The organism is Shinella sp., from assembly GCF_035998705.1.
Lineage (GTDB): Bacteria > Pseudomonadota > Alphaproteobacteria > Rhizobiales > Rhizobiaceae > Shinella.
This window is the reverse complement of record NZ_DASYHH010000022.1, coordinates 521015-543713: the sequence shown is the minus strand read 5'-3', so window position 1 is coordinate 543713 and position 22699 is coordinate 521015. Positions and strand designations below refer to the sequence as shown.

Below are 22699 nucleotides of genomic sequence, written 5' to 3'. Positions count from 1 at the left end.
TAATCACCATTCTGTGAAAACCAGTCCGGCGAATGTCGTGGCTGTCAAAATATTTTCAATAGCGATTTTCAAAAAACCTCTTGATTACGACAGCGATTCTTCTTATCTCCCCCTTGCCCAAAGTCGCACGTGCCTGTGGGTGTCCGCCGACCCTCGATTTGGTGAGGAACTCGGTAAGGTACCTGGAATTAACCCCTCCAGTCGTTTCTCCGGCCAACCGGAAGAGCGAGGACATCTTGAAGCAACGACGGTGCGGGCCTTTCTGGTGTCTGCCGGCTTTCCAACAGCCGGGGTTACTGAAGAGGCACACCTTCATTGCCGGACGTGCGGTCGGGTTTTCCCGCCAATCCAAGGCAGACAAAGCGAATTGAAGCCTAGGCGGGCTTCGGTTCATCGTTCGCGCATGGTGCGCATGCTTGGTTCCGGGGTCTCCACCGGCTGGTTCCAGTGCATGCACGCATCTGCCCTTTGTCCTCTGGGATTTTTCCCGGAGCAACCTGGATATGGGGAATACCGAGATGGCTTCTGCACGTATTATCGACTTCCTGAACACCCGACGTCCCGACGGCCCGTGCCTCGTGGTCGACCTCGATGTCGTGCGGGACAATTTCAAGGCCTTCCGCCACGCGCTGCCCGATAGCGCCATCTACTATGCAGTCAAGGCAAACCCGGCGCCGGAAGTCCTGCGCCTGCTCGCCTCCATGGGCTCCAACTTCGATTGCGCGTCCGTCGCCGAAATCGAAATGGCGCTCGACGCCGGTGCCACCCCGAGCCGCATCTCCTTCGGCAACACGATCAAGAAGGAACGCGACGTCGCCAAGGCGCATGCACTCGGCGTTTCGCTCTTCGCCGTCGACAGCCATGAGGAAGTCGAGAAGATTTCCCGTGCCGCTCCCGGTGCGCGCGTGTTCTGCCGCGTCCTGACGGATGGCGAAGGTGCCGAATGGCCGCTGTCGCGCAAGTTCGGCTGCGTGCCGCAGATGGCCGTCGACGTGCTCGTCTACGCCCACCAGAACGGTCTCGTCTCCTATGGCGTGTCGTTCCATGTCGGCTCGCAGATGACGAAGGTCGATGCCTGGGATTCGGCCCTTGCGGATGCCAAGCGCGTCTTCGTGCAGCTTGCCAAGCAGGGCATCGAGCTGAAGATGGTCAACATGGGCGGCGGCTTCCCGACGAAGTACCTGCGCGACGTTCCGTCGGCCGAAGCCTATGGCAAGGCGATCTTCGGTGCGCTGAAGAAGCACTTCGGCAACCAGATCCCGGAAACCATCATCGAGCCGGGCCGCGGCATGGTCGGCAATGCGGGTGTCATCAAGGCGGAAGTCGTTCTCGTCTCGAAGAAGTCCGACAACGACAACCACCGCTGGGTCTTCCTCGACATCGGCAAGTTCGGCGGTCTCGCCGAAACCATGGACGAGGCGATCCGCTACCCGATCCGCACCGCGCGCGATCAGGACGAGATGGAGCCCTGCGTGCTCGCCGGCCCGACCTGCGATTCGGCCGACGTGATGTACGAGAAGAACATGTATCCGCTGCCGATCACCCTTTCGATCGGCGACGAGGTTCTGATCGAGGGCACCGGCGCCTATACGACGACCTATTCGGCCGTCGCCTTCAACGGCTTCGAGCCGCTGAAGGCCTACGTGATCTAAATCTACCGGCGCTCCCGTTTCGAGCGGGAGCGCCAAATTCACAATTCCTTCCAGATACCGTTTGAATCGGTTTTGAGTTCGGGAGGCCCAACGATGGCCACTGTTCTTGATTCTGTCCGCGCGTTTTTCGCGCATGCCGCCTTCACCATCGACCGGGAAAATGCCGGCGACGTCGTCGCGCGCGAGCGCCTGCTCGACCGCGTCATGGGCGAAGGGCGTTTTCGCAAATCGTCGGAAAAGATCCGCCGCGGCCGCGTGGCTGCGGAAGGCCTGGCACTCGTCGCCCGCGATGCGGATGGCCATGTCATCGGCACCGTTCGCCTGTGGAATGTCGAGGCGGGCGTCGATTCCGACGGTAATGCCGTGCCGGCGCTGCTGCTCGGCCCGCTCGCCGTCGATTGCGCGCATGAGGGCAAGGGCATCGGCGGCGCGCTGATGCGGGCTGCCATCACCGAGGCGCTCGGCCGTGGCCACGGCGCGGTTCTGCTCGTCGGCGATCCGGAATATTACGAGCGTTTCGGCTTCTTCGCGGACAAGGCGCAGCATCTCGTCATGCCCGGCCCGTTCGAGCGCCGCCGTTTCCTGGCGCTGGAACTGAAGGACGGCTGGCTTGACGGCGTTGCCGGCATGCTCGTCGCCAGCGGCCGCCGCCTGGCGGGTGCAGAGATGCGCAAGGCGGCATGAGGCCTGGCCGGCAATTTTCGTCGAACGCACATCAGTGGCCGATGTTCACCGCGCTTCAACACTGCGTGAAGCCCGGCCATCGGCCATGAAATTGCGCCGCCCGTCGCCTATCTGCCTTCCCATGAGGAAGCAGCTTTTCATCATCGGCCTTGCCCTGGCGTTGCCGCTTGCCGGCGCCCGCGCGCAGGAACCTCTTGTCGCCCAGCCGGCGCAGACGATCGCCGAGACGCTGTCTGCGGCCACCTCGCTGTCGCAACTGAAGGCGGTCGTCGTCGCGCGTGACGGCAAGATCGTCGCCGAGCGCGGTTATGGCGGCCATACGCCGGCCGAAAGCGCGAACATTAAGTCGGCGTCGAAATCGATCATCTCGGCTCTCGTCGGCATCGCCATCGAAAAGGGGCTGCTCGAAGGCGTCGACCAGCCGATCGCGCCGATCCTTGCAAAGGATCTGCCGGCGGAACGCGATCCGCGACTCGACCGCATCACCATCGGCAACCTGCTCTCCATGCAGGCGGGGCTGGAGCGCACCTCCGGCGGCAATTACGGGCGCTGGGTCGCGAGCCGCAACTGGGTGCGTGCCGCACTCGCCATGCCTTTCGCCGACGAGCCGGGCGGGGCGATGCTCTATTCCACCGGCTCGACGCATCTTCTCTCGGCGATCCTCACGAAGGTCGGCGGCAAGTCGACGCTGGCGCTTGCCCGCGACTGGCTTGGCCCGCTCGAGGGCTTCCGCATCGGTGCCTGGGATCGCGATCCGCAGGGCATCTATCTCGGCGGCAACCAGATGGCGATGAGCGCGCGGTCGCTGCTGGCCTTCGGCGAGCTCTACCGCAATGGCGGGCGTACCGCGGACGGCACGCAGCTCGTGCCGGAGGATTGGATCCGCCAATCCTGGCAGTCGCGCACCAATTCGCGTTTTTCCAACGACGGTTATGGCTACGGCTGGTTCGAGCGGGTGATCGGCGGCAAGACGGTGCATTATGCCTGGGGCTTTGGCGGCCAGATGCTCTATATCGTGCCGGATCTCGGCCTGACGGTCGCCATGACCTCCGACGAGGGCGACCCGTCCGCCCGCTCCGGCTACCGCGACGACCTGCATGATCTGCTGGCGAAGATCATCGGCACGGCCGAGAGCTGATCAGTTCGCGGCGCGGCGATAGAAGGCGAGCGAGCCCGCAAGCGCCAGCAGCGCGCCGCCGCAGATGCGGTCGAGCCAGGCGGCACCCGATGTCTTGAGCAGGCGCACGGCCTGCGAGCCGAGTGCCGCATAACCGAACATCACCACGAAATCGATGGCCGCGAACACCAGCGCGAGCAGAGCATATTGCTGTGTCTGCCGGGCCGACGGGTCGATGAATTGCGGCAGGAAGGCTGAGAAGAACAGGTATCCCTTGGGATTGGTGACGGCGACCAGCAGGCTTTTCGAGAAGATCGCCCGCGCTGTCGCGCGGCCGGCGGCCTGCGCGTCGTCGAGGGCGCGGCCGAGCGTGCCGGTGGAGCGCAGCATCTGGATGCCGAGGAAGGCGAGATAGGCCGCACCCAGCCATTTGACGACGGTGAACCAGAATTCGGACGCCGCGAGAAGCGCGCCGAGGCCAAGCGCGACGGCGCCGATCAGCACGAAATCCGACAGCACGGCGCCGACCATGCCGGGCAGCGCACGGCTGATGCCGTAGCGCGAACCGTTGGTGAGGGCGAGCAGGACGGTGGGGCCGGGTGTGGCGATGCCGATGAAGGCGACGGCGGCGAAGGCAAGCAGGGTGACGAGGGTCATGGTGGTTCCTCCCGCTGCGATTGCTCCCATGCCTGCGTCGGCGATGCAAGAGGCGCGATTTGACAGGCGGCGCACGAAGCCTTATGTGCGGGGCAGGGTGAGAGCCCCTGCCGTCCGCGAGCGTTAGCTTTGGTGAAGTCTCTCTGAATGACGATCGGTCTTCCAGCATCATGCATGCGAACCGGTGGCAATGCGGGCTCCCTCCGAAATGACGCATGCAGACACTGGAGATTCGACATGCGTCCATTAACGACGCCCCTGCCATCCCTCGATGCCCTGAAAGATCAGGCGAAGCGGCTGCGTGCGCGTTTCGCCGAAGACGATCAGGCGATTTCCCATTCCCGGGCGCTGGAACTCATCGCCGCGCAATACGGCTTTCGCGACTGGAACACGCTGCATGCCGTCATCGGCAACCGGCCGCCGTTCAATCCGTGGATGCTCGGCGCGCGCGTGCGCGGGCACTATCTCGGCCAGCCTTTCGATGCGGAAATCCTCGGCGTGCAGGCCCTGACCAGCCAGCCCGGCCGCTATCGCATGACGCTGCATTTCGACGAGCCGGTGGACGTGGTGACCTTCGACAGCTTCTCCGCCTTCCGCCAGCGGGTGAACTGCACCGTCGACGAAACGGGGCGGACCACCGAGAAAACCTCGAACGGCCGGCCCCAGGTCGAGCTGGAGTGGTGAACGGTCAAAACGAGCCTGAAAACCGTGCCGCAAGGCCGTCGACCTCGAAGTCGGCGGCCTTGTCGTTTTCGCGGCGCACCAGGTGGCTGTATTCCAGTGAGGCGGTGGCGCTCTTGGAAAATGCATAGCTCAGCGTCGCCGAGACCGATTTCGTGCGCGTGCGATAGTCGTAGTAGAGCCAGTCGCTATAGGCCTGCTCATAGGCAAGCGCGAGCTTCAGCTTCTCCGTCAGCGCTTTTTCCAGCGAGAGGCCGACCGTGCGCACATCTTCGCCCAGCGCATCGTCGATATCGGCAAGCTGGATGTCCCGTGTGAGCTTCGCCTTCAGCACGGCCTCATGCGGGAGCTGCCAAGTCAGCTCGCCTTTCAGGAATGGCCGCGCGCGTTCCACCGTCTTGCCAAGATGCGGGCTTTGCACGCCCACCACGCCGGCTTCCGCCATCAAAGTCAGGCTCTTGCCGAAGACGCGGCCATAGGCGAGCGAACCCCGCAGCGTTTCGGCCGGGAAACGCTCGAAGGCACGGCGTTCGGAGCTGGCGATCTGGCTCGCGCGATATTGCAGCGTGGCACCCACCTCGCCGCCGAGGAGCGGGCGGATATGGCCGCCGGTTACATCGAACAGGGTATAGCCCGCTTCGAGCTGGGTCGGCCTTAGGCCGCGCAGCGTGAAATGCGCCTTGCCGCGGTCGAGCTTGGAGACGGTCGCGGTCAGGTGGTTGCGGCCGCCCCAGCGGTCGACCGTGATGCCGGCACTGGCGGTGGCGACGACGTCCACCTTGCGGTAGCCGATCAGCGCGCCGGGCAGGTCGAGAAAGATGTCGCCGGTGCGGCGATGTTCGACGCCGCCCTTCAATGTCAGCTTCACCGTCTTGCTGAGGTCATGGCTGTAGCCGAGCTCCAGGCCCAGGACGCGCTGGTCGGCGAAACGATATTTTGGCACACGGCGCACAGCGGCGCTCAAGGCATAGGCGAGATGGGAGTCCTCCAGCGCCAGGCTGCCGCGCAAACCGAGCTTCGCCTCGCTGAAAGCGGCCGAAATGTTGCTCGGGTCCTGGAAAATATTCGAGGTCCAGCCGCCTCCCACCTTATAATCGACGGTTGAGTCCGCACAGGCCGGGTTGTATCCGGCAAGCGCCAGAGCCGTGCAAATGAAGCCGCGAAGGAAGCGCATCGGATCCTGTTCCCGTCTGTTAATGGAACAGAATCCTAGAGTTGCATGGTTAAGAATTCTCTCAATAGTTGAATTACACGCTAATTTTTCGTTTTAGTCCATTATTAGTTGTGTTCGGTATGGGATCGTTAAACTTGTCTATGTTATGGTTAACTATTTGCTATGACTAGGGAATCCGGTTGAGTAAATCGGCGCTTATATTACCTTCAGTTGCGTACCACCGAGGTACACAACCGAAGGAGAGAGAACATGAGCAAGACCCGCACCACCATCCTCATCGCAACCATCTTCGCATTTGCCGGCGCCAGCCAGGCATCCGCCGGCGGCCTTCTCGGCGGCCTCGGCATTCTGAACGGCAACAAGACCGGCGGCATCGTCATCGCCCCGAGCGTCGGGCTCGGCATCGGCGATATCCTGACCGACAACGACAACAACAAGATCCTGAACGGTGTGCTCAACGGAACCCTGTCGGGCATCCTCAACGGCAACGCGCTCGGCATTCTCGGCGGCAGCGATTGTGGCTGCAAGAAGCGTAAACACTGACCGCACCATCCCCACCCTTGCGGTCTGTGGGCCCGGGAGAGCGCTGCTCTCTCGGGTTTATGCCGTTATCCCGCAATATCGATGACGCCGCAATCGCCGGCCTCGCTGGCGAAGGCGATGAGCTTGCCGCTCTTGCTCCAGGCCACCGAGGTAATGGCGCCCTTGCCCGGGCGGCGCAGCAGCACTTCGCGGCTGTCGGCGAACCGGGCGGCGAGCACCATGCCATCCGAATAGCCGATGGCGACGACCTCTTCGGCCGGGTGGCAGGCGACGGCCGTGACCATCGCATCGCTGCGGGTGCCGAGTTCCAGCGGCGGCTTGCCCATCGGGCCGTCTTTCGCGGAGAAAGGCCAGACGATCGCAGCCGGCGCGCCCGAAGAGGCGAGCCATTTGCCCTTGGCCGACCAGGAGAGCGACTTCACCTTTGCCGGATAGCCGGTCATGCGCATGTGGCGGGCTTCGGCGCCGGGCTTGCTGTCGAGCTTCCAGCCGTGCAGCGCGTTTTCCTGCATGCTGGTAACGACGAAGCGGCCATCGGGCGAGAAGGTGATGCCGGTATGGGCGCCCTTCCATTCGAGATCGACCGGCTGGGCGGCCATCGCCACCCAATGCAGCGACGCACCGTTATAACGCGCCAGGCCGATGCGCAGGCCCTTCGGCGCGAAGGCGACGCCCTCGACGGTGCGTGCCTCCACGAACTCCTTGATCGTGCCATCCGCAAGCCGGACGCGGGCCGTGCGGCCCTCCGCGAAGCCGACCGCGCCCTGCGGCCCGGCGGCGACGATGGAGATCCACTTGCGCGGCACTTCGGCGACGAGGCTCAAGCTGCCATCGGCGGCAATGCGCATCACCTTGCCGTCTTCACCGCCGGTGATCAGCGTGTCGTTCGCCTCGTCGCGCACGCAGGCGAGCAAGCCGTCATGCGCCTCGGTGACCTTGTGGCCATGGTCGAGGCGGTTGATGGCGCCGGAGGCGGAGGCGAAGAACGGCACATCGCCGAGAAAGGCGGCCGCGACGACGTGGCCGTCGAGATCAAGAGGAGCGACTGTCGGCATCAGTGAGTCTTTTCCGCATGCATGACGTTGTCCGAAAACCGCTTCACACTTTTCGGCGTCATGCCTGTGCCTCGCAGGCCTTGAAGGTGCGTTCGATCTTCTCGCGGTCGAGATCGCGGCCGATGAAGACGAGGCGGCTTTCGCGCTTCTCGCCATCCTTCCAGGCGCGCTGGTGGTCGCCCTCGACGATCATGTGCACGCCCTGCACGACATAACGCTCGTCATCGCCGGCAAAGGCGATGATACCCTTGAGGCGCAGGATGTTCGGGCCATCGGTCTGGGTGATCTTCTGGATCCAGGGGAAGAAGCGGTCCGGGTTCATCTCGCCGCCGCGCAGCGAGATCGACTGCACCGTCACGTCATGGATCGGCGAGACGCCGTGGTCGTGGTGATGGTGGTCATGATCGTGGTGGTGATGGTCGTGATCGTGGTGATCGTGGTCGTGACCATGGTGATGATGGTCGTGGCCGCAATCCGGGCCGCAGACATGGTCCGGGGCATCGTGGTCGAGGAAGTGCGGGTCGTTTTCGAGCGCACGCTCCAGGTTGAACGCGCCCTGGTCGAGAACCTTGGTGAGGTCGATGTCCGAGCGGGTCGTGCGGTGGATGCGGGCGGACGGGTTGATGACGCGAACGGTCGCCTCGATGCGCGCCAGCTCTTCGGGGCTCACGAGGTCGGTCTTGTTGATCAGCACGACATCGGCAAAGGCGATCTGGTCTTCCGCTTCGCGGCTGTCCTTCAGGCGCAGCGGCAGGTGTTTTGCATCGACCAGTGCCACGACGGCGTCGAGCTCGGTCTTCTGGCGCACGTCGTCGTCCATGAAGAAGGTCTGGGCGACCGGCACCGGATCGGCAAGGCCCGTGGTCTCGACGATGATGGCGTCGAAGCGGCCGGGGCGGCGCATCAGGCCTTCCACCACGCGGATCAGGTCGCCGCGCACGGTGCAGCAGATGCAGCCGTTGTTCATCTCGTAGATTTCCTCGTCGGATTCGACGATGAGGTCGTTGTCGATGCCGATCTCGCCGAATTCGTTGACGATGACGGCGTATTTCTTGCCGTGGTTGTCGGTGAGGATGCGGTTGAGCAGCGTCGTCTTGCCGGCACCGAGATAGCCGGTGAGCACGGTGACGGGAATGGGTTTCGGGAGGGCTGTTTCGGTCATGGGAACCTCGAGCGATTGCAGGGACGGCTGAGACGTCCGGTTGGCGTCTGATATAGGAGATCGAACGGGCCAGCGCAAATGCGATCCGGTGTCAGGAAAGCGTCTCCACATCGAAGGCGGCGACGTCCTCGAGGAGGGCGACGAGGCCGCGCACGGCATGCATGAGCAGCCGCTCGCCCTTTTCTGCCGTTGCCGCGCTGGCATCGCCGGCAACGCCCTTCGGGTTGAGGTCGGACATCTTCCAGCCGAAGGCATGCGGCCCGTAGGCGCGCAGATGGGCGAAGCGGGCGGCGAATTCCGCCTGGCGTGAGCCGAAGCGCTCCGCCTTCTCCATATGGACCACGTCCGGATGAAGTGCCAGCATGACGGAGGTCTCGATATCGCCGCCATGAATGTCGATTGCCTTGTCTTCCGGCGTGATCCATCCGTCCGGCTGGCCGAAGCGGGTCCAGGCGGTCGCGACGACGAGCATGTCGAAGCGGATGCGCGCCTCGGTCGCGACGATGGTCATCAGGGGCGAGTTGCCGCCATGGGCGTTGAGCAGCACCAGCTTGCGGATGCCGAAGGGGCGCAGGTCCCCGGCTATCGCAAGCCAGCGCTCGATGGCCTCGGCATAATCGAGCGAGCGTGTGCCCGGCACATCGAGATGTTCGGGCGAATAGCCGACCGGTTCGACGGGAAGGAAGGTGACGGGCAGGTGCGCCGGCAGCACGGCCATCAGCCGGGCGGCGACGCCCTCGGCGATCAGCGTGTCGGTTTCGAGCGGCAGATGCGGGCCATGGCCCTCATGGGCGCCGAGCGGCAGGACGGCAATCCAGTCCGCGCGCTCTTCCGACGGCAGGTCCAGGTCGTTTTCGGTCCAGCGCATCTTGGGATGGGCCATTCCTTCCTCTCCGATCCTGACTTGCCGCGTGCCTGTAACCTGAGTCATATGAAGGTGAGGCCCGCGATGCAAGGGCGGCGAAGCATTCGGGAGAGGCGATCGATGGGCAAGAAGCACAAGGACGGCAAGGACGCGAAGAAGAGCAAGAAGAAGAAGTCGCACGATGACGTCTCGGGTGCCGGCCTTGCTAGCGCGGTCGTCAATGCCGCCCGCTCCATGCGCACGGTGCTGTCGCGCAATCTTCTCGCGACAGGCCTCTATGCCGGGCAGGACGGCGTGATCCTCGCGCTTTCGGAGAAGGGGGGGCTGACCGCCGGCGCGCTCGCCACCCGCCTCGGCGTCAAGGCGCCGACCATGACGCGCACGATCGGCCGGCTGGAGGCGCAGGGTTTTGTCGAGCGCCGGCCGGACGAGGCCGACGGGAGGCTCACCGTCGTGCACCTCACCGAGTCCGGCCGCGCCACCGTCGAGACGATCACCGAAGCCGGGCGGTTGAGCGAAGAGCAGGCCGCCGAGGGCTTGAGCGAGAAGGACGTGCGCCAGCTCTTGAAACTTCTGCGGACGATGGACGAGAACCTCCATGCCAACCTGCCGGATGGTCCACGCAACGGCGAAAAGCCTGTTGCCGAGGACATTTAAACTGTTTAAATAAACGGTTTTAAACGCATCGTCTGGGGAGGGGTCGTGGCCCAGAAAATCAAGCTTTCCACCATCGCGGAGACGCTCGGCGTTTCCACGGCGACGGTCTCGCTTGCGCTGAGGGACAGTCCGCTCGTCGCGGCCTCGACCCGGGATCGCATCAAGGAACAGGCCCGCGCGCTCGGCTATATCTACAACCGCCGCGCGGCGAGCCTGCGAACCTCCCGCTCGGGCATCATCGGCGTCGTCGTGCACGACATCATGAACCCGTTCTATGGCGAAATCCTGAAGGCGATCGAAAGCGAACTCGACCGCGACCGGCAGACCTTCATCCTGTCCAACCATTACGATTCAGTCGACAAGCAGCGCAATTTCATCGAGACGCTGCTGCAGCTCGGCGGTGATGGTGTCATCATGTCGCCGGCCATCGGCACGCCGCCGGAGGATATCCAGCTTGCCGAGGACAACGGCATGCCGGCGATCCTCATCGCGCGCTCCATCGAGGGGCTGGATGTGCCGATCTTCCGTGGCGACGACAGCTACGGCATTTCGCTCGCCACCAATCACCTGATCGGGCTCGGCCATCGCACCATCGCCATGGTGGGCGGCACCGACCAGACCTCGACCGGCCGCGACCGCTACCAGGGTTATGTCAACGCGCTGCGCAAGGCGACTATCGAAGTCGATCCGAGTCTCCGCATTCCCGGCCCCCGCACCAAGCAGGGCGGCTTCGAGGCGGCGGTGCATTTCCTCTCGCTGCCGCAGAAGCCGACGGCGGCCGTCTGCTGGAACGACCTCGTGGCGATCGGCCTGATGAACGGCATTGCGCGCGCCGGCCTCGTGCCCGGCCGCGACGTTTCCGTCACGGGTTATGACGACCTCGAAGAGGCGGCGATCGCCACGCCCGCGCTGACCACCGTCTGGAACGGGCAGTCCGAGGTCGGGCGCAACGCGGCGCGTGCGCTGCTCGACAAGCTCTCGGGCAGCCACGAGCCGGACGGCATTCACCTCATCAAGCCGGAAATGCGCATCCGGCAATCCACTGGACCGCTCAAAGTCCACACGGAAGGCTGAGGCATTTCAGACAGCAGGGAGGTTTTGCCATGGCGGCCAAGACACGCATTCTCGTGCCGGGCACGATCCGCGAGCGGGTGCTCGACCGCATCACGGAGGCGTTCGATGTCGTGCGCATCGAGCGGCCGGATCCGACGCTGCTGGCTCGCTCGGAAGCCGCGAGCATTTCGGGCATTGCCGTCTCCGGCGGCTGTGGTGCGGCGCTGATCGAACACCTGCCGGGGCTGGAGATCATCGCGAGCTTCGGCGTCGGTTATGACGGGATCGACGTGACGGCGGCCGCCGCGCGCGGAATCGTCGTCACCAACACGCCGGATGTGCTGAACGACGAGGTCGCGGACACGGCGATCGGCCTGCTGCTCAACACCGTGCGCCGGTTCCCGCAGGCGGAAAGCTGGTTGCGCGAAGGCCGCTGGGTGCGGGACGGCGCCTTTCCGCTGACGCCGCTCAGCCTGCGCGGCCGCAAGGCCGGTATCTACGGCCTCGGGCGTATCGGTTTGGCGATCGCCGAACGGCTGAAGGGTTTCGGCATCGACATCGCCTACCACACGCGCCGTCCGCGCGCGGACGTGCCCTATGCCTATTATCCGTCGCTTGCGGAATTGGCGGAGGCGGTCGATATCCTCATCGCCATCGTGCCGAAGACGCCGGAGACGCACCGCGCGATCGATGCGGAGATCCTGCAGGCGCTCGGCCCCAATGGCGTGCTGATCAATGTCGGCCGCGGCTGGACGGTCGACGAGGCGGCGCTTGCGGCGGCGCTGAAGGACGGCGTCATCGCGGCGGCCGGGCTCGATGTGTTCTATGACGAACCGCATGTGCCGCAGGCGCTGCTCGACCTGCCGAACGTCTCGTTGCTGCCGCATGTCGCCTCGGCGTCGGTGGCGACGCGCGATGCGATGGCCGATCTCGTGGCAGGCAATCTTTTCGCCTGGTTCGATCTCGGCACGGCGGTGACGCCGGTGCCGGAAACGCCCTTTACGCGAAAAGCCGGGTAGGGTCTGGAAAGCCTTCATTAACCTTTCGGCAAGTTTGCGGGCGCATGCTCTGTGCGTCGGAACGAGCCGAAAGGAGACCCCATGAAGACGCTGATGATTGCCGCCGCGGCCGGCATTTTGTCGCTGGGTCTCTGGAGCGTCGTTGGCCATGAGACAGCGGCGGTCGATCCGATGATCTCGAATTCCATTCCGGTGCGGGCAGCGGGCCACAGCTACACGATCTCCAACGTGGTGGCGAACACCGCCTGCCTTGCCGAGCGCGGCAGCCGGATTTCCAGCCGCAGCGAACGCTTTACCGCAAGTGACGATTGCGATGCCGTCTGGCCGGGCCTCTCGGCGGCGCGGACGTGGATCAGCAATGGCGATGGAACGGTGGTCGTCGCCGACGCGCGGGGCGAGGCGATCCTCACCGTCGTCGACGGCGACGGGCTCGCCTACGAGGCGGTCGAACCCGCCGATGCGATGGTCACGATGATTTCGGCCGACTAGATCAGGCGGACTTGACGGAGCCGAAGGCCAGCACGTCCGCCTCGGCGGGGGGGGCGAGACCCTGCTTGGCGGCCGCATAGTCGCGCACCGCTTCGCCGAAAGCGGCAAACAGGCTGTTCGACGGCTGGTCGGAGCCGACCCAATATTCCGGATGCCACTGCACGCCGACGGCAAAGGCCTTGGCGCCGATGACGGAAACGGCTTCGATCGTGCCGTCGTCGGCGACGGCCTCCACGGCAAGGCGCGGCGCGATCTCGGAGATCGCCTGGCGGTGCAGCGAGTTCACCTGCACGTCGCCGGCGCCAAGCACCGCGGCAAGGCAGCTTCCTTCCTTGACGGTGACCGTCTGGCGGATGCCGTAGGCGACGTCGAGCACGGGCGTATCCGGCTTGCGGTGGTCCCACATGCCGGGCTGCTCCTGGATCTCGTTGGCGAGCGTGCCGCCGAGCACGACGTTCAGTTCCTGAATGCCGCGGCAGATGGCGAGCAGCGGAATGCCGCGTTCCAGCGCCCGGCGGATGAGCGGCAGGCTCGTCGCGTCGCGGGCGGGATCATAGGGGCCTTCCGCGTCGGTCGCTTCCCTTCCGTAGAGCGAAGGGTGCACATTGGTGCGCGAACCGCTGACCAGAAGCCCGTCGACCCGGTCCAGGATGCCGTCGAAATCATTGTCGGTTTCGAGTGCCGGCACGAGGAAGACGGTGACATTGGCGCCCTTGACGGCGGCGCGCACATATTGGTTCGGGGTGGCCTGCCAGACGTTGCCTTCGATTTCCCTGATATCGGCGGGAATGGCGACGACGGGTTTCGACATGATGGGCTCCGGAAAAAGAAATACCAAATGAGGATTTGCTATCAAATCCCGCCTCAGTCAATTCCCCCTTTCAGGCGAAATGACGACGAAAGCGCTGTTTCAGGCGGTAGGGGGCCTTGAGGGTCTGTTAACACCTGCTGATATTTGATAGTCTCACAGCGAGAAGTCGTTAACCAAAGGCTTGCAAACAGCGATTGTACAAAAGGTTTTTTTCGCTCGGCTTGCACGCAATACTGTGTCGCAATGGAGTCAGGATGTTGCGCAACTCACCCATGTCAGGTTGAACTACCCTGCCCAGAACCGGCAATATTGCAATATTGGGTTGAATACCACTTCTACCGGTTGAACTTGCGTGCAATAATGCCCGGGTATACCCTCGTTATTGGGTAATTTCCCGAAATCATTCATTAAATTTTGGTCGGTAACCCTCTCTCGTCAAGGGAGTGCCTAGTCCATGAAGGATAAGGGTCAAAACACACTGCCGGCCGATGTCTACCTGTCGTTCGTCAGCTCGCTGTACGGGAACCGCCAGACCCTCTTCGTGGGCATGATTTCGCATGTCATCACGTTCTCTTTCGTATACGCAAAAACCGCCGACCCGTTTTTCCTCGCCTGGAGCGGGCTCGTCGTGCTCATCTGGTCGCTGCGCGCCGTCGGCATGCGCCACTTCGACCGGGTGGACAAGGATGCCCTCGACATGGACGGTATCCGCTACTGGGAGAACTGGTACAATCTCGGCGCCGTCGGCACGACGATGGCGCTCGGCACCGCCTGCGGCTACAGCCTGCTCTTCAGCCGCGACAGTTTTGCCGAACTCGCCACGATCGCGGTAACGCTCGCCACCATGGTCTCCGTCGTCGGGCGCAATTGCGGCTCGAAGCGGGCGGTCGACTACATGACCTTCTCCGCCTGCTTTCCGATGGTGGTGGGGTTCCTCGGCCTGGGGGACTTCTATCACGCGGTGCTGGCGGTCCTCATCCTGCCCTTCGTGATGACGACGCGCATGATGGCGAATGGCGTGCGCGAATTCCTCTACAAGAACGTGCTGGCCGCCCGCGAGATCGCGACGATCGCCGACCGTTTCGACACGGCGCTGAACAACATGCCGCACGGCCTCTTCATGCTGGACGCGGACCATCGCATCCTCGTCGCCAACCGGCGCGCCTGCGAGCTGCTGCATCTCGGCAACCAGGAACGGCTGAAGGATTGCCATCTCGACGTGGTCCTCAGGTTTGGCGTGCGCAACACCTTCTTCAACGCGGAACAGAGCAAGACGATCCTGCGCCAGCTCGACGAACTCCTCAAGGGCCAGCGCTCGCGCGCGCTCGTGCAGGTGACGGACGGGCTCTACCTGGAATTCACCGCATCGCCGCGCGAAAACGGCGGCGCCGTGCTGATCTTCGAAGACGTGACGGCGCGCGTGCGGGCGGAAAAGAAGATCCTCCACATGGTGCGCTACGACAGCCTCACCGGCCTGCCGAACCGCACCTATTTCTCCGATCTCGTGCAGGAGGCGCTTGCCGATCGCAAGAAGCCCGGCATGGTCGGCTTCATGGTGCTCGACGTCGACGACTTCAAACATGTCAACGACATGAAGGGCCACGTCACCGGCGACCGCCTGCTCTGCGCCATCGCCGCGCGCCTGCGCCGGCTTGCCGGCGACAAGGTGATCGCCGGCCACCTGATGGGTGACGAGTTCATCCTGTTCTTCCCGAACGAGGCCAACCGCCGCGACCTCGAAACGCGCATGCACCGCTTCCACGAACAGTTGCGCGGCAACTACGAGTTCGACGGCATGACGTTCCTCGTCTCCTTCAGTGCGGGCTGCGTGATGGTGCCGAGCGGCGATTTCCGGCTGGAGGAAATGCAGATCCGCGCCGATCTCGCGCTGTTCGAGACCAAGTCGCGCGCCAAGGGCAGCGTCACCGTCTTCGAGCAGGAGATGGATGCGCGCTACATCGACCGCCAGAAACTCAAGGACGACCTGCGCGAGGCGCTTGCCACCAACACGCTTTCCGTCGCCTACCAGCCGATGTTCGTTCCGGATGGGTCGCGCATCGAATGCTGCGAGGCGCTGTCGCGCTGGACGCATCCGGAACGGGGACCGGTGCCGCCGAACGTCTTCATCCAGATCGCCGAGGAGATGGGCATCGTCTCCGAGATCACCCGCTTCATGATCATGCGGGCCTGCGCCGATTGCGCGACCTGGCCGGCGCATATGGGCGTTTCGGTCAATCTTTCCGTGCAGGACCTGCGCGGCACCGGCATCATCGACCTCGTCGCCGAGGCGTTGGCGGCAGGCGGGCTTGCGGCGCACCGGCTGCATCTCGAGGTCACCGAAAGCTGCCTCATGGAGGAGCCGGTCAAGGTGCAGGCGATCCTGCAGGAGCTTCGCGCCCGCGGCATCACCATCGCCATCGACGATTTCGGCACCGGCTATTCCAGCCTCAGCTATCTCGACCAGCTGCCGCTCGACGTCATCAAGATCGACCGGTCCTTCGTGCGCAATATCGGCGAGGACCCGCGCCGCTTCCAGCTGCTTCGCGGCACGGTCAATCTCTCGCGCGAACTGGGGCTGCGCATCGTGGTGGAGGGGGTGGAGACGCGCGAGCAGCTTGCCCTTATCAACAAGTACCAGTGCGCCGATCTCGTCCAGGGCTATGTCTTTGCCGCCCCCATGTCGCCCGATGCGCTACGCGATCTCTACGAGACGCTGGCCCGCAAACCCGGCGAACCCCGTCGTCGCGGCCGCCGCGTCGCCTGATCCTCGATCCCGACTTTTCCCGTAGCGTGTAAATTCGATACGCTATATCAGCTTCGTCAAAATTAGCGTTAACCATATATTAAGGTTAATGAATGGTATTTTACACAAATTGTCTTATATCGGCGATTGTAGGTATGGCAGCGCGGTGGCTGCTGGTGTTTTTCAATCGGGGATACGGGGACAATGGCCAGCGTAGAGACGGCGACCAATCGCTTTTCGGATAAGCTTCTGGGTCTGCTCGACAAGATCGAGTACCGCCGCGTCGAGACGGGCGAGGACATGGAAGACGTCGCCCGCATCCGCTACAAGGCCTACAAGGCCGGCGCCGTGATGCATCTGGGCGAACAGTCGGTTCTCATCGACGATTCCGATTTCGACAGCCATGCCTATGTGTTCGGCATCTATTACGAGGAGCGTCTGATCTCGACGGTGCGCCTGCATCATGTGACGCCGGACCATCGCGTCACCTCGTCCGGCAAGGTTTTCCCGGATGAAATCAACGCTTTCCTCGATGCGGGCATGTCGCTGATCGACCCGGTGCGCCTTGCGGCCGATCCGGAAATCTGGAGCGAGATGCCGGCCATCCCCTATCTGACGCTGCGTATCGCCACGATGGCGACGGATTATTTCCAGACGGACCGCTGCGTGCAGATGGTCAAGCCCGCTCATTCGGCCTTCTACAAGCGCGTCTTCGACGCCGATTTCGTTGCCTCGCCGAAGAGCAACCAGGGCAAGTTCATCATCGACCTGATGCTGCTGGCGACCAACGTCAAAGAGACGCTGCCCTCGCTCTACCAGCGCTTCCCCTTCTTCAAGTCGGAGCCCTATGAACGCCGCATGATGTTCGCCCGCGGCGACGACCTGCCGTTCAGCCCCCTGACCGTGCGCCCGACCGCCCGCCGCGCGCATTTCGGCGGCGAGCGGATCCAGCTTTCCGGCAATGCCTACGCCGGGTGAACTTGCGTTTTGATGTCGCATGCCGGGCCGGTTTCGCAAGAAACCGGCCCGTTCTGTTTCGGAAACGTTACAGGTCGAACGCTCTCTTCTTCCATGCCGTTGCGCTTTGCCGATCCTTTGTGTAAGGCCTGAAAGACGCGCGCACGTCGCGCCTGAGGAAATCGCCGGACCTTCGGGTTCCGGCCTGTATTAAGCGCTCATCGGGTGGAGTTTTCCGTCTCGCGGGTGTGGTTGCTTAGGAGAAGGTGACTATGGCTGAACATCATTCCGGACCGGTCGAAATGGGCGCTCCGATGGATTATCCCGAGCACGAGAAGACCTATAATTTCTTCATCGGTGCAGCCAAGTACGGCACGCTGTTCTGCGTCGCCCTGCTGATCGCCATGGCGGCCGGCTTCTTCACCAGCGCCGGTTTCTTCAGCGCGGTGCTTCTGTTCATCATTCTCAACGTCGCCGGATTCTTCCTGCTGCGTTGATCTGAAAAGCCGCATTTGCGGTTTGTCCCGGCGCCATCCGGCGTCGTGATTCCACACGGCCAGTCTCGGGGGGAGGACCACGGTTTGAGTCAGTGTATTTTTGTGGCACGGGAAAGCGATCCGGCGGAAGGCCGCGTCGCGGGTTCCGTGGATACCGTCAAGAAAATGAAGGGCCTGGGACTGGAGGTGCTGGTGGAAGCCGGTGCAGGTCTCAAGTCTCGCGTCCTGGACGCGGATTACGAGGCGGCGGGTGCCCGCATCGTCGGGCCGGAAGAGGCCAAGGCCGCGGACGTCGTCCTGAAGGTGCGCCGGCCGACAGCGGCCGAGATCGCCACCTACAAGTCCGGCGCCATCGTCATCGCCATCATGGATCCCTACGGCAACGAGGCGGCTATCGCCGAAATGGCCAATGCCGGGCTCTCCGCCTTTGCCATGGAACTGATGCCGCGCATCACGCGCGCCCAGTCGATGGACATTCTTTCCTCGCAGGCGAACCTTGCCGGCTACCAGGCCGTCATCGACGCTGCCCATGAATTCGACCGCGCCATGCCGATGATGATGACCGCTGCCGGCACCGTGCCTGCCGCAAAGGTTTTTGTCATGGGTGCCGGTGTCGCCGGCCTCCAGGCCATCGCCACCGCGCGGCGCCTCGGTGCCGCCGTTTCCGCGACGGACGTTCGTCCGGCCGCCAAGGAGCAGGTCGCCTCGCTCGGCGCAAAATTCATCGCCGTCGAGGACGAGGAATTCAAGGCGGCCGAAACCGCCGGCGGTTATGCCAAGGAAATGTCCAAGGAATACCAGGCGAAGCAGGCGGCGCTCGTTGCCGACCACATCGCCAAGCAGGACATCGTCATCACCACCGCGCTCATTCCCGGCCGCCCGGCGCCGCGTCTCGTGACGCGCCAGATGCTGTCGGCCATGCGCAACGGTTCCATCGCCGTCGACCTCGCGGTCGAACGCGGCGGCAATATCGAAGGCTCCGAGGCCGGAAGCGTTGCCGAAGTCGAGGGCGTCAAGGTCATCGGCTATCTCAACGTGCCGGGCCGCATCGCCGCCTCCGCCTCAGCGCTTTATGCCAAGAACCTGCTGACCTTCCTCGAAACGATGGTCGACAAGGAAAACAAGTCGGTTTCGGTCAATGTCGAGGACGAACTCGTCAAGGCGACGATGCTGACGAACGGCGGTGCCGTGGTGCATCCGAACTTCGGCGGTGCGGTGCAGCAAGGGGAGGGCAAGTGATGGCAAACGAACTTCTGGACAAGGCGATCATCGAGCTCGATCGCGCCGTGGAAGCCGTTCGCACGGCCTCCGAATATGTGCCGGATGCGGCCGCTGTCGCGGCGCACGGCGTTTCCGGCGGAGCGATCGATCCCTTCGTCTTCCGCCTCGCAATCTTCGTGCTGTCGATCTTCGTCGGTTATTATGTCGTCTGGTCGGTGACGCCGGCTTTGCACACGCCGCTGATGGCCGTCACCAACGCCATTTCCTCGGTCATCGTCGTCGGCGCACTGCTCGCCGTCGGCATCTCGCTCTCGGGTGTGGCGACGGGCTTCGGCTTCGTCGCGCTGATCCTCGCCTCCGTCAACATCTTTGGCGGCTTCCTCGTCACCCAGCGCATGCTGGCGATGTACAAGAAAAAAGAGAAGTGAGGCGCGCCGATGTCTGAGAATTTCGCAGCCTTCCTTTATCTCGTCTCCGGCGTCCTGTTCATCATGGCGCTGCGCGGCCTGTCGCATCCCACCACCAGCCGCCGTGGCAACACGCTCGGCATGATCGGCATGGGCATCGCCATAGGCACGACGCTGCTCTTGGCAACGCCGTCCTTCGGCGGCCTGGTGCTCATCGTGCTCGGCCTTGCCATCGGCGGCGGTGCGGGCGCCTATATCGCCCGCTCCATCCCGATGACATCGATGCCGCAGCTCGTTGCCGGCTTCCACTCGCTGGTCGGTCTTGCCGCCGTGCTGGTGGCGGCCGCAGCGCTCTATTCGCCGGTCTCCTTCGGCCTCGGCCAGGTCGGCGAGATCCATGGCCAGGCGCTCGTCGAAATGGCGCTGGGTGCGGCGATCGGCGCGATCACCTTCACCGGCTCGATCATCGCCTTTCTGAAGCTCGACGGCCGCATGTCCGGCAAGCCGATCATGCTGCCCTACAGGCACGTCATCAACGCGGTGCTGCTTGCCGCCGTCATCTTCTTCATCGTCGGCCTGACGCTGTCGGAAAGCCATTTCGATTTCTGGCTGATCGTCATCCTGGCGCTGGCGCTCGGCGTGCTGCTGATCGTGCCGATCGGCGGCGCGGACATGCCGGTCGTCGTGTCGATGCTCAACTCCTATTCGGGTTGGGCTGCGGCCGGCATCGGCTTCACGCTCGGCAACCTCGCGCTGATCATTACCGGCGCGCTGGTCGGCTCCTCGGGTGCGATCCTGTCCTACATCATGTGCAAGGGCATGAACCGCTCGTTCATCTCGGTCATCCTCGGCGGCTTCGGTGGCGATAGCGGTGCTGCTGCCAGCGATGACGGCGTGCAGCGCACGGTCAAGCAGGGCTCGGCCGACGATGCGGCCTTCCTGATGGCGAACGCCTCAAAGGTCATTATCGTGCCGGGTTACGGCATGGCGGTGGCGCAGGCGCAGCACGCGGTGCGTGAACTCGCCGACGCGCTGAAGAAGAACGGCGTCGAGGTGAAGTACGCGATCCATCCGGTCGCGGGCCGCATGCCCGGCCACATGAACGTGCTGCTCGCCGAAGCGAACGTGCCTTACGACGAGGTCTTCGAGTTGGAAGACATCAACTCGGAGTTCGCCCAGGCCGACGTCGCCTATGTCATCGGCGCCAACGACGTGACGAACCCGGCGGCACGCGACGATAAATCGTCGCCGATCTACGGCATGCCGATCCTCGATGTCGACAAGGCCAAGACCTGCCTCTTCGTCAAGCGCTCGCTCGGCTCCGGTTACGCCGGCATCGACAACACGCTGTTCTACAAGGACGGCACGATGATGCTGCTCGGCGACGCCAAGAAGATGACCGACGACATCGTCAAGGCGATCAACCACTGATCGGCAGAAGCCCGAAACGAAAAAGCCCGGCTACCTCTCCTTCGTCATGCTCGGGCTTGACCCGAGCATCCATTCACCGGCACGCCGCGGATGTGGATCCTCGGCTCAAGGCCGAGGATGACGGCAGAGGGTGAGGCGAGGCCCATCAACAAAAAGCCCGCGAGATGATCGCGGGCTTTTTGTTTGTCGATGATTTTTTCGGATCAGGCCGGCTGCTTGGCGGCGGTGTTGACGGCGCCGCGGGTGCGGGCGAGGCCGTCCTTTGCCGGCGCATAGTTCGGGTCGAGCTTCAGCGCGTGCGAATAGGATTTGGCGGCGCGCGCCATCTCGCCACGGCGCTCGTAGATCAGCGCCTGGTTCGCCCAGGATTCGGCGAGCTTGCCGTCGAGGTTGATCGCCGTGTTGAAATCCGAGAACGCGTTGTCGTCGTCGCCCTGCGCGGCATAGGAAATGCCGCGGCCGTTATAGGGTTCGGCCGAGTTCGGCGAAAGCGAGATGGCCTTGGAGAAATCCCCGATCGCCGGATCGTGCTGGCGGCGCGCCTGATAGATCAGGCCGCGATTGTGATAGGCGCGCGGATCGGTCGTATCGAGCTGGATGGCGCGGTTGAAGTCGTTGAACGCGTCGTCGAGACGGCCGGCCTGGCGATAAAGATTGCCGCGGCCGATATAGGCGACGTCGTAATTCGGGTTGAGCTGCAGCGCCATGTTGTAGTCGGCGGCGGCCTGCGCCTGTTCGCCGAGGTTGCGCTGGACGAGCGCGCGGTTGGCATAGGCCTGGTAGAAACGCGGATTGAGCTCGATGGCGCGGTTGAAGTCTTCAAGCGCCCGGCGGTGCTGGCCGGCGCGGCCATAGGCCGAACCGCGCACGTTGTAGGCTTCCGGATCCCGCGGATTGGCGGCGATGACGGCCGACAGCGACGAGATATTCTCTTCCGAGCCCTGCGCGCGCTCGACCTTCAGCACGTCGGTGGAGGACGTGGTCGATTGGCATCCGGACAAAAGGAGGGCAAACGAGGTGGCGGCGACGGCAGCCATCAGGGAGCGGCGAATGTGGACGGCGCAGGGTGCCGAAAGAGAAGTGCGGTCAGTCCGGAACCCGGTCGATGCAGCCATGTCCAAGTGCGAATCCTCAAAGTGGGCTTCTTCGACGCCTCATGCGCCAAGAAATACGCTACGTCTTGAAAGCAGTTCCGGCGAAGGAGCGTAGCGATAGCGCCCGGAATTGCACGGGAAGTCTTTCACAATGGTGAAAAAACATCCGCTCACGTCAAAAAAGGCGGCGGCGAAATGTTCGCCCCCGCCCGGTCTTGCATCCGAAAACGTCGAAATGACGGCCGATTAACGGGCGGCGCTCGGACGAGCGCTTACGATGCCGGCTTCGCGCTGGGCGCGCTTACGGGCCAGCTTGCGAACGCGACGAACGGCTTCAGCCTTCTCACGCGCACGCTTCTGCGACGGCTTTTCATAAAAGTCGCGCATCTTCATTTCACGGAAAATACCTTCGCGCTGCATCTTCTTCTTGAGAGCGCGGAGAGCCTGATCAACGTTGTTGTCGCGGACAAGTACCTGCACGAGAATCCCGTTCCTTCGTTCGTTGTTAGCCTCGGCGAGCACAGGTCGCCAGGCAAATGGAGTACGTTCGCGCAGCCCAACAGGCTGGCAATTGGCGCGTCGGATAGCAGATCGTCGCGGGGAAGTCCAGCCTCCCGCGCCGGGATGTTAAGGATATTTGCGGTGTCGCTTGCGAAACCTTGGAAAATGCTTCGGCGGGGATCATGTCGCATGTGGTACAAGGTGCGCCCGAATGCGTCGCAAAGGATAC

Annotated in this window: 23 protein-coding genes; 15 read left to right on the top strand and 8 right to left on the bottom strand. The window is 63.5% G+C overall.

Annotation, left to right across the window (positions count from 1 at the left end):
- Window positions 1-518 precede the first annotated feature (518 nt).
- The 3 genes from odc2 to VGN93_RS19265 all read left to right on the top strand — a co-directional run bounded on the left by odc2 (window position 519) and on the right by VGN93_RS19265 (window position 3474).
- On the top strand, window positions 519-1652 hold the full coding sequence (odc2, locus tag VGN93_RS19275) for an ornithine/lysine decarboxylase (RefSeq protein ID WP_327508698.1): 1134 nt from the start codon (window positions 519-521) through the stop codon (window positions 1650-1652).
- A 93-nt stretch (window positions 1653-1745) separates the two neighbouring features.
- Entirely contained in the window at window positions 1746-2336 is a 591-nt protein-coding gene (locus VGN93_RS19270; protein WP_327508697.1) for an N-acetyltransferase, read from the top strand.
- A gap of 121 nt (window positions 2337-2457) precedes the next feature.
- Window positions 2458-3474 carry a serine hydrolase gene (locus VGN93_RS19265; RefSeq protein ID WP_327508696.1) on the top strand — a complete coding sequence of 339 codons (1017 nt, stop codon included), beginning with the start codon at window positions 2458-2460 and terminating at the stop codon, window positions 3472-3474.
- On the opposite strand, the gene VGN93_RS19260 is transcribed toward VGN93_RS19265, so the two are convergent.
- On the bottom strand, window positions 3475-4110 hold the full coding sequence (locus tag VGN93_RS19260) for a LysE family translocator (RefSeq protein ID WP_327508695.1): 636 nt from the start codon (window positions 4108-4110) through the stop codon (window positions 3475-3477).
- 237 nt (window positions 4111-4347) lie between these two features.
- On the opposite strand from VGN93_RS19260, the gene VGN93_RS19255 reads away from it, so the two are divergent.
- Window positions 4348-4794 (top strand): glyoxalase superfamily protein, encoded by a 447-nt coding sequence (locus VGN93_RS19255; RefSeq protein WP_327508694.1) that lies wholly within the window; start codon window positions 4348-4350, stop codon window positions 4792-4794.
- A gap of 4 nt (window positions 4795-4798) precedes the next feature.
- On the opposite strand, the gene VGN93_RS19250 is transcribed toward VGN93_RS19255, so the two are convergent.
- Window positions 4799-5965, bottom strand: coding sequence for an outer membrane beta-barrel protein (locus VGN93_RS19250; RefSeq protein ID WP_327508693.1), 1167 nt, complete (start codon window positions 5963-5965; stop codon window positions 4799-4801).
- Between the two features lie 249 nt (window positions 5966-6214).
- Between VGN93_RS19250 and VGN93_RS19245 the strand changes: the two genes are divergently transcribed.
- On the top strand, window positions 6215-6508 hold the full coding sequence (locus VGN93_RS19245) for a hypothetical protein (RefSeq protein WP_319320599.1): 294 nt from the start codon (window positions 6215-6217) through the stop codon (window positions 6506-6508).
- Window positions 6509-6573: 65 nt separating this feature from the next.
- Here VGN93_RS19245 and VGN93_RS19240 read toward each other — a convergent pair whose 3' ends face one another.
- The 3 genes from VGN93_RS19240 to VGN93_RS19230 form a co-directional block, all read right to left on the bottom strand.
- On the bottom strand, window positions 6574-7563 hold the full coding sequence (locus VGN93_RS19240) for a WD40 repeat domain-containing protein (RefSeq protein ID WP_327508692.1): 990 nt from the start codon (window positions 7561-7563) through the stop codon (window positions 6574-6576).
- A gap of 58 nt (window positions 7564-7621) precedes the next feature.
- Window positions 7622-8725, bottom strand: coding sequence for a GTP-binding protein (locus tag VGN93_RS19235; RefSeq protein ID WP_327508691.1), 1104 nt, complete (start codon window positions 8723-8725; stop codon window positions 7622-7624).
- A 91-nt stretch (window positions 8726-8816) separates the two neighbouring features.
- The gene (locus tag VGN93_RS19230; protein WP_327508690.1) at window positions 8817-9608 is read right to left on the bottom strand and encodes a creatininase family protein; all 792 of its coding nucleotides are present in this window, start codon (window positions 9606-9608) and stop codon (window positions 8817-8819) included.
- A gap of 102 nt (window positions 9609-9710) precedes the next feature.
- Here VGN93_RS19230 and VGN93_RS19225 point away from each other — a divergent pair, with 102 nt between their 5' ends.
- The 4 genes from VGN93_RS19225 (at window position 9711) to VGN93_RS19210 (ending at window position 12808) form a co-directional block, all read left to right on the top strand.
- Window positions 9711-10247 (top strand): MarR family transcriptional regulator, encoded by a 537-nt coding sequence (locus VGN93_RS19225; RefSeq protein ID WP_327508689.1) that lies wholly within the window; start codon window positions 9711-9713, stop codon window positions 10245-10247.
- A gap of 45 nt (window positions 10248-10292) precedes the next feature.
- Window positions 10293-11321: a LacI family DNA-binding transcriptional regulator gene (locus VGN93_RS19220; RefSeq protein ID WP_327508688.1), complete on the top strand. Its 1029-nt coding sequence runs from the start codon at window positions 10293-10295 to the stop codon at window positions 11319-11321.
- Window positions 11322-11350: 29 nt separating this feature from the next.
- The gene (locus tag VGN93_RS19215; protein ID WP_327508687.1) at window positions 11351-12319 is read left to right on the top strand and encodes a 2-hydroxyacid dehydrogenase; all 969 of its coding nucleotides are present in this window, start codon (window positions 11351-11353) and stop codon (window positions 12317-12319) included.
- Window positions 12320-12400: 81 nt separating this feature from the next.
- On the top strand, window positions 12401-12808 hold the full coding sequence (locus VGN93_RS19210; RefSeq protein WP_327508686.1) for a hypothetical protein: 408 nt from the start codon (window positions 12401-12403) through the stop codon (window positions 12806-12808).
- A 1-nt stretch (window position 12809) separates the two neighbouring features.
- On the opposite strand, the gene VGN93_RS19205 is transcribed toward VGN93_RS19210, so the two are convergent.
- The gene (locus VGN93_RS19205; RefSeq protein WP_327508685.1) at window positions 12810-13619 is read right to left on the bottom strand and encodes a gamma-glutamyl-gamma-aminobutyrate hydrolase family protein; all 810 of its coding nucleotides are present in this window, start codon (window positions 13617-13619) and stop codon (window positions 12810-12812) included.
- A gap of 454 nt (window positions 13620-14073) precedes the next feature.
- Here VGN93_RS19205 and VGN93_RS19200 point away from each other — a divergent pair, with 454 nt between their 5' ends.
- The 6 genes from VGN93_RS19200 (at window position 14074) to VGN93_RS19175 (ending at window position 20875) form a co-directional block, all read left to right on the top strand.
- Window positions 14074-16383 carry a putative bifunctional diguanylate cyclase/phosphodiesterase gene (locus VGN93_RS19200; protein WP_327508684.1) on the top strand — a complete coding sequence of 770 codons (2310 nt, stop codon included), beginning with the start codon at window positions 14074-14076 and terminating at the stop codon, window positions 16381-16383.
- 183 nt (window positions 16384-16566) lie between these two features.
- Entirely contained in the window at window positions 16567-17340 is a 774-nt protein-coding gene (locus VGN93_RS19195; protein ID WP_319320636.1) for an N-acyl amino acid synthase FeeM domain-containing protein, read from the top strand.
- Between the two features lie 251 nt (window positions 17341-17591).
- The gene (locus tag VGN93_RS19190) at window positions 17592-17816 is read left to right on the top strand and encodes an aa3-type cytochrome c oxidase subunit IV (RefSeq protein WP_256119793.1); all 225 of its coding nucleotides are present in this window, start codon (window positions 17592-17594) and stop codon (window positions 17814-17816) included.
- A gap of 84 nt (window positions 17817-17900) precedes the next feature.
- A complete protein-coding gene (locus VGN93_RS19185; RefSeq protein ID WP_319320641.1) occupies window positions 17901-19055 on the top strand; it encodes a Re/Si-specific NAD(P)(+) transhydrogenase subunit alpha in 1155 nt (384 codons plus the stop codon).
- Window positions 19055-19465 (top strand): NAD(P) transhydrogenase subunit alpha, encoded by a 411-nt coding sequence (locus VGN93_RS19180; RefSeq protein ID WP_327508683.1) that lies wholly within the window; start codon window positions 19055-19057, stop codon window positions 19463-19465. Before VGN93_RS19185 ends, VGN93_RS19180 begins: the two co-directional genes overlap by 1 nt.
- 9 nt (window positions 19466-19474) lie before the next feature.
- A complete protein-coding gene (locus VGN93_RS19175; RefSeq protein WP_327508682.1) occupies window positions 19475-20875 on the top strand; it encodes an NAD(P)(+) transhydrogenase (Re/Si-specific) subunit beta in 1401 nt (466 codons plus the stop codon).
- A gap of 203 nt (window positions 20876-21078) precedes the next feature.
- On the opposite strand, the gene VGN93_RS19170 is transcribed toward VGN93_RS19175, so the two are convergent.
- Window positions 21079-21912, bottom strand: coding sequence for a tetratricopeptide repeat protein (locus VGN93_RS19170; protein ID WP_319320815.1), 834 nt, complete (start codon window positions 21910-21912; stop codon window positions 21079-21081).
- 303 nt (window positions 21913-22215) lie between these two features.
- Entirely contained in the window at window positions 22216-22449 is a 234-nt protein-coding gene (gene rpsU, locus VGN93_RS19165; protein ID WP_319320650.1) for a 30S ribosomal protein S21, read from the bottom strand.
- Between the last annotated feature and the right edge of the window lie 250 nt (window positions 22450-22699).